This window comes from Niallia yueguangensis (genome assembly GCF_052663115.1).
Genome location: NZ_JBQTCX010000004.1, coordinates 74,969 through 90,505 on the forward strand (window position 1 = coordinate 74,969; position 15,537 = coordinate 90,505).

General features: G+C 34.8%; 14 protein-coding genes. 13 read left to right on the forward strand and 1 reads right to left on the reverse strand.

Translation table 11 applies throughout. The features are described from left to right. The first annotated feature begins 1 nt into the window (after position 1). The 10 genes from ACTYA4_RS05225 (at position 2) to rpsA (ending at position 11,250) form a co-directional block, all read left to right on the forward strand. The gene (locus tag ACTYA4_RS05225; protein ID WP_443479988.1) at positions 2 to 583 is read left to right on the forward strand and encodes a genetic competence negative regulator; all 582 of its coding nucleotides are present in this window, start codon (positions 2 to 4) and stop codon (positions 581 to 583) included. Positions 584 to 1,367: 784 nt separating this feature from the next. Continuing rightward, positions 1,368 to 2,645 (forward strand): Glu/Leu/Phe/Val family dehydrogenase, encoded by a 1,278-nt coding sequence (locus ACTYA4_RS05230; protein WP_443479987.1) that lies wholly within the window; start codon positions 1,368 to 1,370, stop codon positions 2,643 to 2,645. A gap of 307 nt (positions 2,646 to 2,952) precedes the next feature. Continuing rightward, entirely contained in the window at positions 2,953 to 3,921 is a 969-nt protein-coding gene (locus ACTYA4_RS05235) for a YpdA family putative bacillithiol disulfide reductase (RefSeq protein ID WP_443479986.1), read from the forward strand. Between the two features lie 34 nt (positions 3,922 to 3,955). Beyond that, a complete protein-coding gene (prsW, locus tag ACTYA4_RS05240) occupies positions 3,956 to 4,627 on the forward strand; it encodes a glutamic-type intramembrane protease PrsW (RefSeq protein WP_443479985.1) in 672 nt (223 codons plus the stop codon). 426 nt (positions 4,628 to 5,053) lie between these two features. Next, positions 5,054 to 5,929 (forward strand): spore cortex-lytic enzyme, encoded by an 876-nt coding sequence (gene sleB / locus ACTYA4_RS05245; RefSeq protein ID WP_443479984.1) that lies wholly within the window; start codon positions 5,054 to 5,056, stop codon positions 5,927 to 5,929. A 14-nt stretch (positions 5,930 to 5,943) separates the two neighbouring features. Beyond that, positions 5,944 to 7,293, forward strand: coding sequence for a germination protein YpeB (ypeB, locus tag ACTYA4_RS05250; RefSeq protein WP_443479983.1), 1,350 nt, complete (start codon positions 5,944 to 5,946; stop codon positions 7,291 to 7,293). Between the two features lie 251 nt (positions 7,294 to 7,544). Next, complete coding sequence (locus tag ACTYA4_RS05255; protein ID WP_443479982.1) at positions 7,545 to 8,204, forward strand: flagellar brake protein; 660 nt, start codon at positions 7,545 to 7,547, stop codon at positions 8,202 to 8,204. An 85-nt stretch (positions 8,205 to 8,289) separates the two neighbouring features. After that, entirely contained in the window at positions 8,290 to 8,466 is a 177-nt protein-coding gene (locus tag ACTYA4_RS05260) for a YpfB family protein (protein WP_443479981.1), read from the forward strand. 547 nt (positions 8,467 to 9,013) lie between these two features. Then, the gene (gene cmk / locus ACTYA4_RS05265) at positions 9,014 to 9,691 is read left to right on the forward strand and encodes a (d)CMP kinase (protein ID WP_443479980.1); all 678 of its coding nucleotides are present in this window, start codon (positions 9,014 to 9,016) and stop codon (positions 9,689 to 9,691) included. A 419-nt stretch (positions 9,692 to 10,110) separates the two neighbouring features. Further along, positions 10,111 to 11,250, forward strand: coding sequence for a 30S ribosomal protein S1 (rpsA, locus tag ACTYA4_RS05270; RefSeq protein WP_443479979.1), 1,140 nt, complete (start codon positions 10,111 to 10,113; stop codon positions 11,248 to 11,250). A 105-nt stretch (positions 11,251 to 11,355) separates the two neighbouring features. Here the strand turns inward: rpsA and ACTYA4_RS05275 are convergent, their stop codons facing one another. Further along, complete coding sequence (locus ACTYA4_RS05275; RefSeq protein WP_443479978.1) at positions 11,356 to 11,493, reverse strand: YpzI family protein; 138 nt, start codon at positions 11,491 to 11,493, stop codon at positions 11,356 to 11,358. 118 nt (positions 11,494 to 11,611) lie between these two features. Between ACTYA4_RS05275 and ACTYA4_RS05280 the strand changes: the two genes are divergently transcribed. From ACTYA4_RS05280 to ACTYA4_RS05290, 3 genes are all read left to right on the forward strand, one after another. Then, positions 11,612 to 12,220 carry a YphA family membrane protein gene (locus tag ACTYA4_RS05280; RefSeq protein WP_443479977.1) on the forward strand — a complete coding sequence of 203 codons (609 nt, stop codon included), beginning with the start codon at positions 11,612 to 11,614 and terminating at the stop codon, positions 12,218 to 12,220. Between the two features lie 301 nt (positions 12,221 to 12,521). Next, positions 12,522 to 13,832, forward strand: a complete 1,311-nt coding sequence (gene der, locus ACTYA4_RS05285) for a ribosome biogenesis GTPase Der (protein WP_443479976.1) — start codon at positions 12,522 to 12,524, stop codon at positions 13,830 to 13,832. A 15-nt stretch (positions 13,833 to 13,847) separates the two neighbouring features. Then, complete coding sequence (locus ACTYA4_RS05290; RefSeq protein ID WP_443479975.1) at positions 13,848 to 14,870, forward strand: NAD(P)H-dependent glycerol-3-phosphate dehydrogenase; 1,023 nt, start codon at positions 13,848 to 13,850, stop codon at positions 14,868 to 14,870. Positions 14,871 to 15,537 lie beyond the last annotated feature (667 nt).

A 15,537-nucleotide genomic window follows, 5' to 3' on the forward strand; every position in this document is an offset into this window, starting at 1 on the left:
CATGCGCTTAGAGAGATTAAATTATAACAGAATAAAAATACATCTGACTTTTGATGACTTATATGAACGTGGCTTAACAAAGGATGATATTTGGAAAGACTCGATGAAATGGCAGTATTTTTTTCATGAAATGCTAGAGGAAGCAAATGATCAGTTCGGATTAGAAATAAATGGTTCTGTTGCAGTGGAAATTTTTTCTTTAAAAGCACAGGGAATGGTTATGATATTAACGATGAGCGATCAAGAGAATGACGAAGAGGAACTCTTAAATGAAGGGTTTTTGGAAATGCAGGTAACCGTAGAAGAAACAGTCGATATGCTATTTGAATTTAAGGAATTAGAAGATGTAATACAAGTATGCAAGCAGCTCGACCATGTAGGCTTTAAAGGTGGATCCCTTTATTGTAAAGATGGAATTTATTATATATGTTTTGCTGATGTAATGACAAAAAGAGAAGAGCAAATGGTAGCGTTATTAGGGGAGTATGGAGAATGTTCCTTAACTAGTGTTTATCTTATACAAGAATATGGAAATACAATTTGTGAAAACAAAGCTATTGAAATCATAACAACCTATTTTTAAATGAACTGGAGCAAATTCCCTTATAAGAGCAGCATAATTGTTCTTATATAAAGGCTGTGTTAAAGCTAATTGTTGATTTTGATACTTTGTTGATTGGAGCGGAAGGCGTGAGACTCCTGCGGTGAAAAGCGAGTCAAAGGGAGACCCCGCAGGCGTACAGCGCCGAGGAGGCTCCCAGACCGCCCGCGGAAAGCGAATGCCTCTCGCTGCAATCAACGGGCAAGTTTAACAGAGCCTATATAAAAAGGAAAGGTGAAACTTCTATTAGTAAGGATAAAGCCCTACTGATAGAAGTTTCACCTTTTTTGATACAGGGTGGAAATAAAATTTACAGAAAAAAGACATTAAACAAGTGCATGCTACTGGTAAAACATTATAAAAATGTTAAAATAGAAACAAGATTTTCCCCATTTTTAATTGGATAAAATTCACTTAGATAAGATATATGTTTAAGCCCATTTTACATATTAAACTTATAGGGGAGATGACGGATAAACAGAGTATTATCAGATGAAAATACGATAATGAAATAAATGAGGAATAAACATCTACCCATACTAATAATAGTAACAAAGTGGCAGTTTCGATAATAAATAGAATACTTGCATTATGAATCGAAACGTGTATACTAGTTTTGAAAATGGTCTAAAAATCATAACGAAATCTTCATTATATAACAAAAAGCTACATCAACATACAAAAAATAGTAGTTTACTATGAACTTGCTTCTACTTTTCTAAGATTATAAAAATAATTATTTTGTAGTTTTTTAGGAGGATCAATAATGGTAGCCAAAAAATCTAGTGACATAAACCAATTGGAAGAAGAGCATAATGTGTTAAAATCAACACAAACAATTATTCATAAAGCATTAAATAAATTAGGATATTCAGATGAAGTGTATGAATTATTAAAAGAACCTGTCCGGATGATGACTGTTAAGATTCCTGTACGAATGGATAACGGAAGTGTTCAAATTTTTACTGGCTACCGGGCTCAGCATAATGATGCAGTTGGTCCAACAAAAGGAGGAATTCGTTTCCATCCGCAAGTTACAGAAACTGAAGTAAAAGCATTATCCATTTGGATGAGTTTAAAATGTGGCATTGTAGATCTCCCGTATGGTGGTGGAAAGGGTGGGATTGTCTGTGATCCCAGAGAAATGTCTTTTCGTGAATTAGAGCGCCTTAGTCGTGGGTATGTTCGTGCAATTAGTCAAATTGTTGGTCCGACGAAGGATATTCCTGCACCGGATGTGTTTACAAATTCTCAAATCATGGCATGGATGATGGATGAGTATAGTAGAATAGATGAGTTTAATTCTCCTGGTTTTATTACGGGAAAACCTCTTGTTCTAGGTGGTTCTCATGGAAGAGAGACGGCTACAGCAAAAGGGGTAACTATTTGTATCAGAGAAGCAGCTAAGCGCAAAAATATTTCTATTGAAGGAGCTCGTGTTGTTGTTCAAGGCTTTGGAAATGCGGGCAGTTTTCTTGCTAAATTTATGCATGATGCTGGTGCAAAAATTATTGGTATATCAGATGCATATGGCGCCCTTTATGATCCAAAAGGTTTGGATATCGACTATTTATTAGACAGACGAGATAGCTTTGGAACAGTAACGAATTTGTTTAACAAAACGATTACAAATAAAGAACTATTAGAATTAGAATGCGATATTTTAGTACCAGCTGCTATTGAAAATCAAATTACCGAACAAAATGCCGATAATATTAAAGCAAAAATTGTAGTAGAAGCGGCGAATGGTCCAACAACAATAGAAGCGACACGGATTCTTTCCGAAAAAGGAGTCCTATTAGTACCAGATGTTTTAGCTTCAGCTGGTGGTGTAACGGTTTCTTACTTTGAATGGGTACAAAATAATCAAGGTTATTATTGGACAGATGAAGAAGTAGAAGAAAGATTGGAAAAGGTAATGAGCAAAGCATTTAATAATATATACGAAACTGCTCAAATAAGACGAGTGGACATGAGGTTGGCTGCCTATATGGTAGGTGTCAGAAAAATGGCGGAAGCTTCTAGATTCAGAGGCTGGATTTAAAATCCTTATTTAACTATTGTATATTTTCGGAAAATCTCCTATGCTATTTTTAGGAGATTTTTTTCTGAAAGGCTCTGTTAAATTCTATTGTTGATTTTCAAAAGGTCAGGTCATCCACTCCCTTTCCGCGGATGACCTCGCTCGTACCTCTACTCGGGGGTCTTGCCAGCCCGTTTTTCCACAGGAGTTTCGCAGATTCCCTTCCCATAAACAACATGATCGTTTAACAGTGCCTTCTGAAAAAACAAACAATGCTTGTTTTGCCCAACCCTTACCGGCTGGATGAATTAGTAAGGAGTGACATGTTATGAAAAAAGAAGGAGCCATCATTATTGGCGGAGGGCCATGTGGATTGGCTGCTGCTATTGCTTTAAAGGAATTAAATTTAAATCCGGTTATTATTGAAAAAGGAAATGTTGTTAATGCCATACATGGGTACCCAACCCACCAAACTTTTTTTAGTACAAGTGAAAAATTGGAAATTGGCGGTGTTCCTTTTTTAACAGAGCAATACAAACCGAACCGGAATCAAGCTTTAGTCTATTATCGAGAAGTCGTAATAAGAAAACAGCTGCGAATTAATGCTTATGAAGAAGTACTAGAAGTAGAAAAAACGAAAGACGATGAATTTATCGTAAAAAGTACAAAAAACGAATACATAACTCCTTATCTTGTCGTAGCAACAGGATATTATGATCATCCAAACTATATGGAGGTTCCTGGGGAAGACCTTCCTAAAGTTATGCATTATTTTAAGGAAGCACATCCATATTTTGATCATGATGTTGTCGTTGTAGGAGGGAAAAACTCAAGTGTCGATGCTGCGATTGAACTTGTAAAAGCAGGAGCAAGAGTCACTGTTTTATATAGAGGAAGTGAATATTCAACAAGCATTAAACCGTGGATACTTCCAGAATTTGATTCATTAGTTCGAAATGGCATTATTCATATGGAATTTAATGCAAATGTCATGGAAATCACAGAGAAAACACTCCGTTACGAAAAGGATGGAAAATCTTTTGAAATAAAGAATGACTTTGTGTTTGCCATGATAGGCTATCATCCTGATCATGAATTTCTTAAAAAAATGGGAGTTGAAATGGAAGAATCAACAGGTAGACCAATATACAACCCTGAAACGATGGAAACAAATGTAAAAGGTATTTTTGTTGCTGGTGTATTAGCTGCAGGTAATAATGCAAATGAAATTTTTATTGAAAATGGCCGTTTTCATGGAGGGTTAGTAGCTGAGGAAATTTTAAAGCGAACTCAATAATGAGAATGTATAATAAGGGAAATGAGGTTTGGATATGTTGGCAATTGTATCTGCTGGGATAGCTCCTGGTTTAGCGTTATTAAGTTATTTTTATTTAAAAGATCAATATGATTCTGAACCCATTTCCCTTGTGTTAAGAACGTTTATTTCTGGAGCGTTACTCGTTTTTCCAATCATGTTTATTCAATATGTTTTAAACGTAGAAATGATTTTTACCAATGGAATTTGGAGAGCCGTACTTTCAACAAGTTTATTAGAAGAGTTTTTTAAATGGTTTATTTTATATTATACAGCTTATCAGCATGTGGAATTTGATGAACCTTATGATGGCATCGTTTATGGTGCGTCTGTTTCTTTAGGGTTTGCCACAGTTGAAAATATTTTATATTTAATTGCAAATGGAGTGGAATATGCGTTAGGAAGAGCGTTATTACCAGTTTCAAGCCATGCTTTATTCGGAGTGATTATGGGGTACTATTTAGGAAAAGGAAAATTTACGATGCCTAGAGGTAAATGGGTATTTTATTCGTTGTTTATTCCTGTTTTGCTGCATGGTATTTATGATTATATCCTTTCCATTCAAAAAAACTGGTTGCTAATTATAACACCGTTTATGCTTTTTTTATGGTGGATAGGGTTGCGGAAAGTAAGAATGGCAAGGGAATTAAGTAAAGAACATTTTCAAAAATATATAAAAGTGAATTAAATGAGGGTGTTCCAAAAGTCTAACAAACATACCAGTCGAAAATCTTCGTTATGTTGTCTCTTCAGTCCAGTCATAGTTCCTCTTCTGCGTACTGGGCTTCGTGACCTCCGTATCGCTGCCATCTCATGTCTGAGTGTTCCTTTTTTAACAAGAATTAACAACCAAAGATCAACGGGAAAAGAGAAAAGAGAAATCTAAATGCCGATGGAGTAAATTACCAGTCTGTATTCTTTGGGATATTATGTTTTGTGAAAAGTATGCACGACCCTCTTGTTTATTAAGTACTCTGAAAAATAAAGGGAAGAAAAGAATAAAAGAAACAGAATGAAACTGCCTCATTCTGTTTTTTTTTTTTTTGTATAAAAAACCAACTACTACAAAAAATAGGGTTAATGTTAATAGTATTTACTTCTGGGGGTAACAATCGTGAATAAAAAATTATTACTCGCAAAAATGACCATCATTTTTTCTCTGTGCCTAATGATGACGCCGTTACAAGGTGCAAAACATAAAGCGTATGCATTTTCTAATCAAGTTATTCAACAGGGAGCAGTCGGCGATGATGTAATTGAACTGCAGGCGAGACTTCAGTATTTAGGTTTTTACAATGGGAAAATTGATGGTGTTTTTGGGTGGCAGACGTATTGGGCATTAAGAAATTTCCAATATGAATTTGGTTTACCAATTGATGGACTGGCAGGATGGACAACAAAACTAAAGCTTGCAAATGCATCAAAATATAATGAGAATTTTGTCAAGAATCAGATTAATCAAGGAAAAAAGTTTTCCCATTATGGTGGAGTTGATTTAAATAAACAAAAAACTCCTACTTCTAAAAAGGCGCCTACTGGCGGAGCTGGTACACAGGGTACAACTAATAAAACAGCAGGTGCAGGTGAAGGGGCAGCAAAAAATAAACCAACAGCTGCCAATGTTCCAAATGGATTTTCGCAAAATGATATTCAATTAATGGCAAATGCTGTCTATGGCGAAGCGCGTGGAGAACCATATACTGGCCAAGTTGCTGTAGCTGCGGTTATTTTAAATCGCGTCAATAGTGCATCTTTTCCGAATACCGTTTCTGGTGTTATTTTTGAACCTCGTGCATTTACTGCAGTAGCAGATGGACAAATTTGGCTAACTCCAAATGAAACGGCGAAAGAAGCGGTATTGGATGCGATTAACGGGTGGGATCCGACTGGTAGTGCATTGTATTATTTTAATCCAGATACAGCAACAAGCGGTTGGATATGGACGAGACCACAAATTAAACAAATAGGAAAACATATCTTCTGTAAATAAAGAGGTGGGAAAAATTGTTAAGAGGAATATTAATCGCATTATTAGTGATAGCAATTGCAGGTGTTGGATTTTGGGGCTATCAAGAACATAAAGAAAAAAATGCTATTTTAATAAATGCAGAAAACAGTTATCAACGAGCATTCCATGACTTAACCTATCAAATCGATTTATTGCATGATCAAATTGGAACTACTCTGGCGATGAATTCTAGAGACTCATTATCGCCAGCGCTGGCAGATGTTTGGAGAATAACTTCTGAAGCGCATAGTGATGTAGGTCAATTGCCCCTAACTTTACTACCGTTTAATAAAACGGAAGAATTTCTAGCGAATATTGGCGATTTCAGCTATCGAACAGCTGTAAGAGATCTTAATAAAGAACCTTTATCCGATAAAGAATACAATTCATTAAAAAATTTATATGGTCAAGCGGAAGAAATTCAAAATGAATTACGAAACGTCCAACACATTGTATTAAAAAATAATTTACGATGGATGGATGTGGAAATGGCAATAGCATCTGGGAATGAAGCAAAAGACAATACGATTGTCGATGGTTTAAAAACAGTAGAACAAAAGGTAGAAGGCTATAAAGAATCTTCTTTTGGACCAACCTATGTAAATATGGAGAAAAAAGATGAAAATTTTAAACATTTAGAAGGAAGCATCATTTCAAAAGAAGAAGCAGTCAAAACAGCTAAGAAGTATGCAAATTTTAATGGAAAGATAGAAGCGAAAGTAACGGAAAATGGAAAAGGCTCTAATTATGGCTTCTATAGTGTTTCGTTGTTGGACAAAGATTCAAACCATGAAGCAAATATGGATATAACAAAAAAAGGTGGATATCCTATCTGGTATATTCTTTCGAGAGACGTAAATAAACAAAAGATAAGCTTAAATGAAGCAGGAAATAATGCGGTGAAATTTTTAAAAGACAATCATTTTAAAGACCTCGCACTTTTCGAAAGCATGCAATATAATAATATCGGTGTATTTTCTTTTGTCACAGAAATAGATGGGGTAAAAATATATCCCGATAGCACCAAAGTGAAAGTAGCTCTTGATAATGGAAATATTGTTGGTTTTGCTGCAGAGGATTATTTGCAGGCCCATAAACAAAGAGAGATTGCAGAACCTGTTATCTCAAAAGCAGATGCACAGAAAAAAATTAATAAACAAGTAAAAATAATGGAGGATGGATTAGCCATTATTATAAATGACATAAATGAAGAAGTCCTTTGTTATGAATTTATTGGTACACTTGGGAACGATACGTACAGAATTTACATTAATGCTAAAAGCGGCATAGAAGAAAAAGTAGAAAAACTGAAAAATGCTGAACCAGTGTATGAAGAAGTAGTATAAATAAAAGGAATAATCAGAAAAAAAGGCTATGAGTATATGATGAACTTTATGGATAAATCTTTGCACAAGCTGGATTTATTAAAAGCTACCATCAAATACTTATAGCCTTTTCGTATTATTAAGACTCTTATCGCAGAATATTTAGTCTATCCTATTGCTTAATAGGAAAGTTACATGCCATAATAAAAGGAAAAAATGGTAGAAAAACTGTTTATAAGTCATTTGTTACAAAAGAAAGAGTGGTAATTATCGTGATAAAAATAGGAGATACATTAATACTAGAGCCGGTTAATACAGATAGCTCCGATCAATATAAATGCAAGCTTGTAGAAACAAGTGAAAAAGAATTATATATAGATTATCCGATTCATTTAGAAACAAATAAAACAGCATTTTTATTAAACGGCACACAATTAAAAGTGAATTTTGTTACAAATGAAGGTGCTGTATTTATGTTTCAAACAGAAATTTTAGGAAGAAAAAAAGAAAATGTTCCCATGCTTATTTTGCATATGCCTTCAAAAGAGCAATTAATAAAAATACAGAGAAGACAATTTGTTCGGGTTGACGCAAGTTTGGATATTGCCGTCCATCCATTAAATAATGATTTTCCCCCTTTTACAACGGTAACTACTGATATTAGTGCAGGAGGAGCTGCTTTAATTGTCCCGAAAACTTCTTATTTACAAGAAGGTGCTGCTCTAGAATTGTATATGGTATTGCACTTGCAAAATGGAGAATACTATTATCCTAGATTAAAAGGAACGGTTATAAGAGTTTGGGAACATAATGAGACGCATAATAAAGTTTCCTTGCAATTTTTTGATGTATCACCAAGTGACCGGCAATTTATATTACGTTTTTGCTATGATGTACAATTATCCTTTAAGAAAAAAGGACTCGAGAATTGAATAAACTGCATAAATTGCTCTAATAATAAAAATAAGAAAGTAAAGGACAAAATTTTCTTAGCAAGAATTTGTTGGAGTGATTGTAATGAAAAGGTTTGAGCGGTTGTTAGTTAAAGTGATTGTTATCCAATTGCTATTTTTGGCAATTAGTCAGTTGATTCATGCATGGAATATATTTCCTCAACTTTACGAATTGGCTCAATATGAAGGGGTTTCAAAGTCGAATTTTTCGAAAATATTGGAAACATTCCAGCAACACTGATTATATCTGCTGCTATCAGGTGATTCTTTTTAATTTAAGGCTCTGTTAAACTTTCCTGTTGATTTCCGCTTCAGGCGTTCGCTTTCCGCGGGCGGTTCGGGAGCCTCCTCGGCGCTGTGCGCCTGTGGGGTCTCCCTTTGACTCGCATTTTCCGCAGGAGTCTTACGCTTGGAACGAAGATCAACATAGTGCCAAAAACAACAATGAGCTTTAACATAGCCTAATTTAAATAGTCCTTATTCGAAGTATGTTCCATCATGCAAATCAGGCGAGCAAATAACTTTTGTAAAGTATTTGCCTCGTCTTTTTCTCTATTATATGATTAAAAAATTTCTCAACTACTATCTTTTACAGAGAAAGACGTTTTCTTTTCTTATCGAAAAAAGGGATGAAAATATGTTAAAATAGAGAGTGTTAGAATACATTTCGTCATTCTAAGCTATTATTAATCGTTTATTGGTTTTAAAAGAAAGCATAAAATTTTTTAAGGTAGACTACTGTCAAGTCCTTATATTTTTCTAATGAAACCAATAATTCAGGAGGATTTATGAGTAAAAAAATTAGTATTGCAATTGATGGACCAGCTGCTGCTGGGAAAAGTACGGTTGCTAAAATAGTAGCGGAAAAGCTTGGTTATATTTATATTGATACTGGTGCGATGTATCGGGCCCTAACTTATAAAGCAATTACGAATCAACTTCATCTTGAAGATGAACAAGCATTAATAAAAATGCTGGAGAATACCGTGATTGAACTGTTTCCAAGTGATAAAGGACAATTGATTTTTTTAGATAATAATAATGTAACAGACGAAATTAGGACAAGTACTGTAACAAACTCTGTTTCAGCTGTTGCAAAGCATAAATTAGTGCGAGAAGAAATGGTTCGACGCCAGCAGTTGTTTGCAGTAAACGGCGGCGTGGTAATGGATGGCAGAGATATTGGAACACATGTTATTCCAACTGCTGAAGTAAAAGTATTTTTGTTAGCATCCGTTGAAGAACGGGCAATTCGCCGTCATACGGAAAATATTAATAAAGGTTATTCCTCTGATTTAGAATTATTAAAGCAAGAAATTGCAACAAGAGATAAATTAGATTCAGAACGGGAAGTTGCTCCATTAAAAAAAGCATCAGATGCAACGGAAATTGATACAACTTCTCTTTCCATTACAGATGTAGTAAACCGCATAATGGAACTTACTGTGGAAAAAATTACACATTGATGTAAAACAACATAGGAATAGCAACGAAAATGATATTTCAACATTTTGTGAATTCTTTTTCGGCATCTATTCCTAATGAAGTTTTCTTACTTGACAAAAGCAGCTATTTATAAGAAGTTAAATAAAAGAAATATATTTTGCAGTATTCAAATAATTTGAAATTCTAAACAATTATGTTTTGAACATATTAGTCAGATTATTGACAAAGTATAAAGCTGCAAATAGAAAGGATGATCGAAAATGCTTGTCCCATCATCCTGCCGAAACCTTGTAATGAGCAAGTTTGTTATTGAGTAAATGGCATCTGAAGAAGGAGAGCGGCTAAGAAAACAAATATTTGTCGATAAACCATTTTAGGTTTGAAACCTGACTAGATTGTTTTAAACTTTTAGTTTAGTGAAGCATAAGGAGGAGTACATATGTCTGAAGAATTAAATGATATTGTTGTAAATAATTTTGAGGTAGGACAAAACGTAATTGGACAAGTTACAAAAGTGGAAGAAAAACAAGTAATTGTTGCAATTCAAAATAGTAAATTGGATGGACTAATCCCGATCAGTGAGCTATCTAGTCTGCATATTGAAAAAGCGAGTGATGTTGTTTCTGAAGGGGATGAACTTGAACTTCAAGTTATCAAAGTAGAAGAAGAAGCACTTGTTTTATCTAAGAGAAAAGTAGATGCGGAAAAAGCTTGGGATAGTTTAGAAGAAAAGTTTCAATCTGGTGAAATATTTGAAGCAGAAGTAAAAGATGTAGTAAAGGGCGGGTTAGTAGTAGATCTTGGTGTACGAGGATTTGTTCCTGCTTCCTTAGTAGAGGCACATTATGTAGAAGATTTTTCTGACTATAAAGGACAAACGATCTCTTTTAAAATTGTAGAATTAGAAAAAGATAAAAATCGTTTAATTCTTTCCCATCGCGCTGTAATTGAAGAAGAGAAAAGCAAACAAAAACAAAATTTACTTGATTCATTAGAAGTCGGTCAAACGATTTCAGGTGTAGTTCAAAGAATTACCGATTTTGGTGCATTTGTCGATTTAGGTGGAATTGATGGATTAGTTCATATCTCTCAATTATCATATGAACATATATCCAATCCTTCTGATGTTGTATCAGAAGGGCAAGAAGTAAATGTAAAAGTATTAAGTGTTGATCGAAATAATGATCGCATTTCGTTATCGATAAAGGATACATTGCCAGGACCATGGGCACAAATTGCCCAAAAAGCAGCAGTGGGAAGCATCCTTGATGGAACAGTTAAACGAATAGTATCTTATGGTGCATTTATTGAAGTATTCCCTGGTGTGGAAGGACTTGTGCATATCTCACAAATTGCCCATAAACATATTGGTACACCCCATGAAGTATTAAAAGAGGGTCAGGAAGTTCAAGTGAAAGTGTTAGATGTTAACGAACAAGAACAGCGTCTTTCATTAAGCATTAAAGAATTGACAGAAAAAGAACAAGATGATGAAGAGGTTTATGAGTTGCCTGAAGAGTCAAAAGGTTTCCAATTAGGAGATATGATTGGGGAGCAGCTTAAAAAACTAAAGAAATAATCTATGTAAAAAGAGAGAGCGGCAATGAACGAATTGCTTGCTCTCTCTTTTTTAAGGGGAAGATCACACCCGGTTTATCAAAGTTTCAATTTGCTATAAACAAGTTTATTTATTATCGTTTAAATCCCTGGCTTCTTCTGGGCTTTGCATTTTAGTTGCACCTGGATAATGCAATGCTTGATCGCGATCTGATTCCACTCGCTTACTATTTTTCAACTTCTTTTCTTGTCTGTCTCTTCCCATTCCTAACACCTCCTACTATTAGTCTGTCCTCTTTTAGGATGATAAATTTACAGAAGATTATTCATTTTCGTTTAAAGTTTATAGAAAGAGCCATAATGAAGAGGAGGAGTGTGAGAAAATGGATGGGGCATCATTTTATTGGTGTACTTGGGTGCTTTGGATTATTACTACATTTTTTATGAAAAAAGAGAATAAATATCGTTTTGCTTATTCTGTTTGTTTATTGCTAGCTATCATTATATCTCCCTATCAATTAAATGTTGGGGGTTTTACTATCTCCTGGTTATTATTGATAATTTTAGGAGTTCTATTTATATATGCTGCAAGTTTAAGAAAAACAGCTATATTTTCCTTTTTTATTTGTGTTTTTTTAACCATGCTTGCCTATTGTACGTTTCAATTATTGGCAATTCTTGACCCTGTATGGATGCTTTTTAATCAAAACTGGATGTTAGCTATTTTTTTAATGATCCTAGCAAGGGTTTTATATAGCAATCCTGTTAAACAAATAATGTTAATCCTTTTTGGAAGTATAAATGGCGACATATTGTTTGCATTGCTTTTGAAGCCGTATCATGTTTTTTATTCAATTGGAACGTTGCATTTTTTTGATTGTTTACTAATTAGCATTACTTCCATTATCACGTTGTACATCGTGAAAGAGTATCTTGCAAAATGGGAACAGCATATTTATATGATGGAAAAAGAAAAGCAAAAACTATCATGAATACATTAAAAGTCTGTTCTTTTATTCTGTTTATTCTTGCTAGTCATATAGCACTTTGTTAAAATAAATAAGTTAGAGGGTGTCCTAGTATACGGGATCTAATCCAACTTTCTAATCAGAAAGTTGGAGGATGCCCATTGGGGGACACCTTTAAGCGTTTGATAAAGTGAAACATCCAACAGGGGTATTCTTCCATCCCCTATTGTTGGTTTGAACTAATCGGATATATGGATGGAGCTAATTTCTACTTTTGACAATAGGTATTATAGGAATTTTAGCATAAAAGAAAGGGTTGAAAAGGATGGCAAAACCGGTAATTGCAATAGTTGGAAGGCCGAATGTAGGCAAATCCACTATTTTTAATAGAATTGTTGGAGAACGTATTTCGATAGTAGAAGATATTCCGGGAGTAACAAGGGATCGTATATATAGCTCGGCAGAATGGTTAAATCATGACTTTAATTTAATTGATACAGGTGGAATTGATATAGGCGATGAGCCATTTTTAGATCAAATCAGACTGCAGGCAGAAATTGCTATTGAGGAAGCGGATGTAATTATCTTTATCACAAATGGTCGAGAAGGGGTAACCTCTGCAGATGAAGAAGTAGCAAAGATTTTATATCGTGCGAAAAAACCTGTTGTACTTGCTGTTAATAAGATTGATAATCCTGAAATGAGAGAGCAGATTTATGATTTCTATTCGTTAGGTTTTGGTGAACCAGTACCTATTTCAGGTTCTCATGGCTTAGGATTAGGTGATTTATTAGATGAAGCAGCAAAGAATTTTCCGAAAAGAGAAACAAAGGAATATGGTGATGACGTCATCAAGTTTTCTTTAATTGGAAGACCAAATGTTGGGAAATCTTCATTAGTAAATGCTATTCTTGGTGAAGAGCGAGTGATAGTAAGTAATATTGCGGGAACGACAAGGGATGCAATTGACTCTCAAGTAACAGTGAACGGAGATCCTTATGTCATTATTGACACTGCAGGAATGAGAAAAAAAGGCAAGGTGTACGAAAGTACTGAAAAATACAGTGTGCTTCGTGCATTAAGAGCCATTGAAAGATCGGATGTTGTATTAGTTGTAATCGATGGTGAAGAAGGAATTATTGAGCAAGATAAAAAGATTGCTGGCTATGCTCATGAAGCAGGTAGAGCGGTTATTATTGTTGTCAATAAATGGGATGCAGTCGAAAAAGATGAAAAAACAATGAAAGCATTTGAACAAAATATTCGCGAACATTTCTTATTTTTAGATTATGCTCCAATTGTATTTTTATCTGCAAAAACGAAAAAACGTATTCATACACTTATTCCAATGATAAATTTGGCTAGTGAAAATCATTCACGCCGCGTCGAAACAAGTGTATTAAATGATGTCATTATGGATGCGGTTGCAATGAATCCAACTCCAACAGACAAAGGAAAGCGATTAAAAATTTATTATGCAACACAAGTAGCTGTTGGCCCTCCAACATTTGTTGTTTTTGTAAATGACCCAGAACTGCTTCATTTCTCTTATGAACGTTTCTTAGAAAATCGAATAAGGGATGCTTTTGGTTTTGAAGGGACACCAATTAAAATCTTTGCTAGAGAACGAAAATAAAAAGAGGTGTTAAAAATGGCTGACGGGAAAAATAAAATTGCAATGATAGGTGCAGGTAGTTGGGGAACCGCATTATCATTAGTACTTGCCGATAATGGACATACGGTCCAAATATGGGGGAAAAATCAGCAAACAATAGATGGAATAAATCAACATCATGAAAATAAAAAGTATTTGCCAGGTATTATTCTTCCACTAGAAGTACATGGCTTTACTTCTATAGAAGCAGCGTTAAAAGATGTTTCCTATATTGTATTATCTGTACCTACAAAAGCAATACGTGAAGTAATCGGACAAATGCTAAGCTTTATTAAGAAACCACTAACATTTATTCATGTCAGCAAAGGGATTGAGCCTGAGACATTGCTGCGAATTTCTGAAATTATGGAAGAAGAAATTCCTGCTGACTTGATAAAAAGCATTGTCGTACTTTCTGGTCCAAGTCACGCAGAGGAAGTTAGTTTACGTCATCCAACTACTGTTACTGTTTCGTCTAAAAACATGGAAGAAGCAGAAAAAGTCCAAGACTTATTTATTAATTCAAATTTTAGAGTATATACGAATCCTGACATTATTGGCGTAGAAATAGGCGGAGCATTAAAAAATATTATCGCTGTTTGCGCAGGTATTACAGATGGTTTAGGATATGGCGACAATGCAAAAGCTGCTTTGATTACAAGAGGGTTAGCTGAAATGGCGAGGCTTGGAACGAAAATGGGTGCTAACCCATTAACATTTGCTGGATTAACAGGAATTGGTGATTTAATCGTAACTTGTACAAGTGTTCATTCAAGAAACTGGAGGGCAGGAAACCTTTTAGGAAAAGGCTGTGCCCTTGAGGAAGTATTAGAGAATATGGGAATGGTTGTCGAAGGAATCCGGACAACAAAAGCTGCCTACCAGCTTTCACAGAAATATCAAGTTGAAATGCCGATCACTACTGCCTTGTATAATGTGCTCTTTAATGGCGGAAATGCAAAGGATGCAGTTGACAGTTTAATGGAAAGAGGCAAAACGCATGAGATGGAAGATTTTTAAACATCCTTGCCTCCCAGTACATAGAATGAACGTAAAAAAAAACTGTATTTTTTCAAAGAAAATAGGCATTTTAATGAAGCGATTTAAAAGGCTCAGCATACAATGCAACGAAGCAACCTGGTGGATTGAACAGGGTTAGGGTACAATAGTCAATGATTGCCAAAATAAAGTTTCCCCTACTTTATTTTGGTATTTTTTTATTCTAGATTTTATAGGAAAATGTCATAACCTTTCTTTTCAAGAATATATTGAAGAGAAGGTTTTTTTAATTTTTACCAGAATTTATAAGTCTCAAGTTAGATAGATATTGAAAAACCTCTTAAAGGCTAATTGATGAACTTGAGTATAAATAAGGCTGTTTTCTCAAAGTTTGTTGTTTTTTTATGTGAAAAAATGGGGAAAGAAGTACTCAGCAGCCTGCATACACGTAGACTCCTGCGGGAATGCGAGAAAGACGAGACCCCGCAGGAGCGTATGCGACGAGGAGGCTCGACGCTCGCCCGCGGAAAGCGAAGTGTATTCAGGCTGCGATTTTAAAAGCAACAATCTATACGAAAACAGCCACAAAAATAATGACATGTAAAAAAACGGATCATTGCCGGTTTGAATGATAAACGAAAACTTTACATGATAAGTATGACGATCTTTCGTTAACGGAATACGGAAT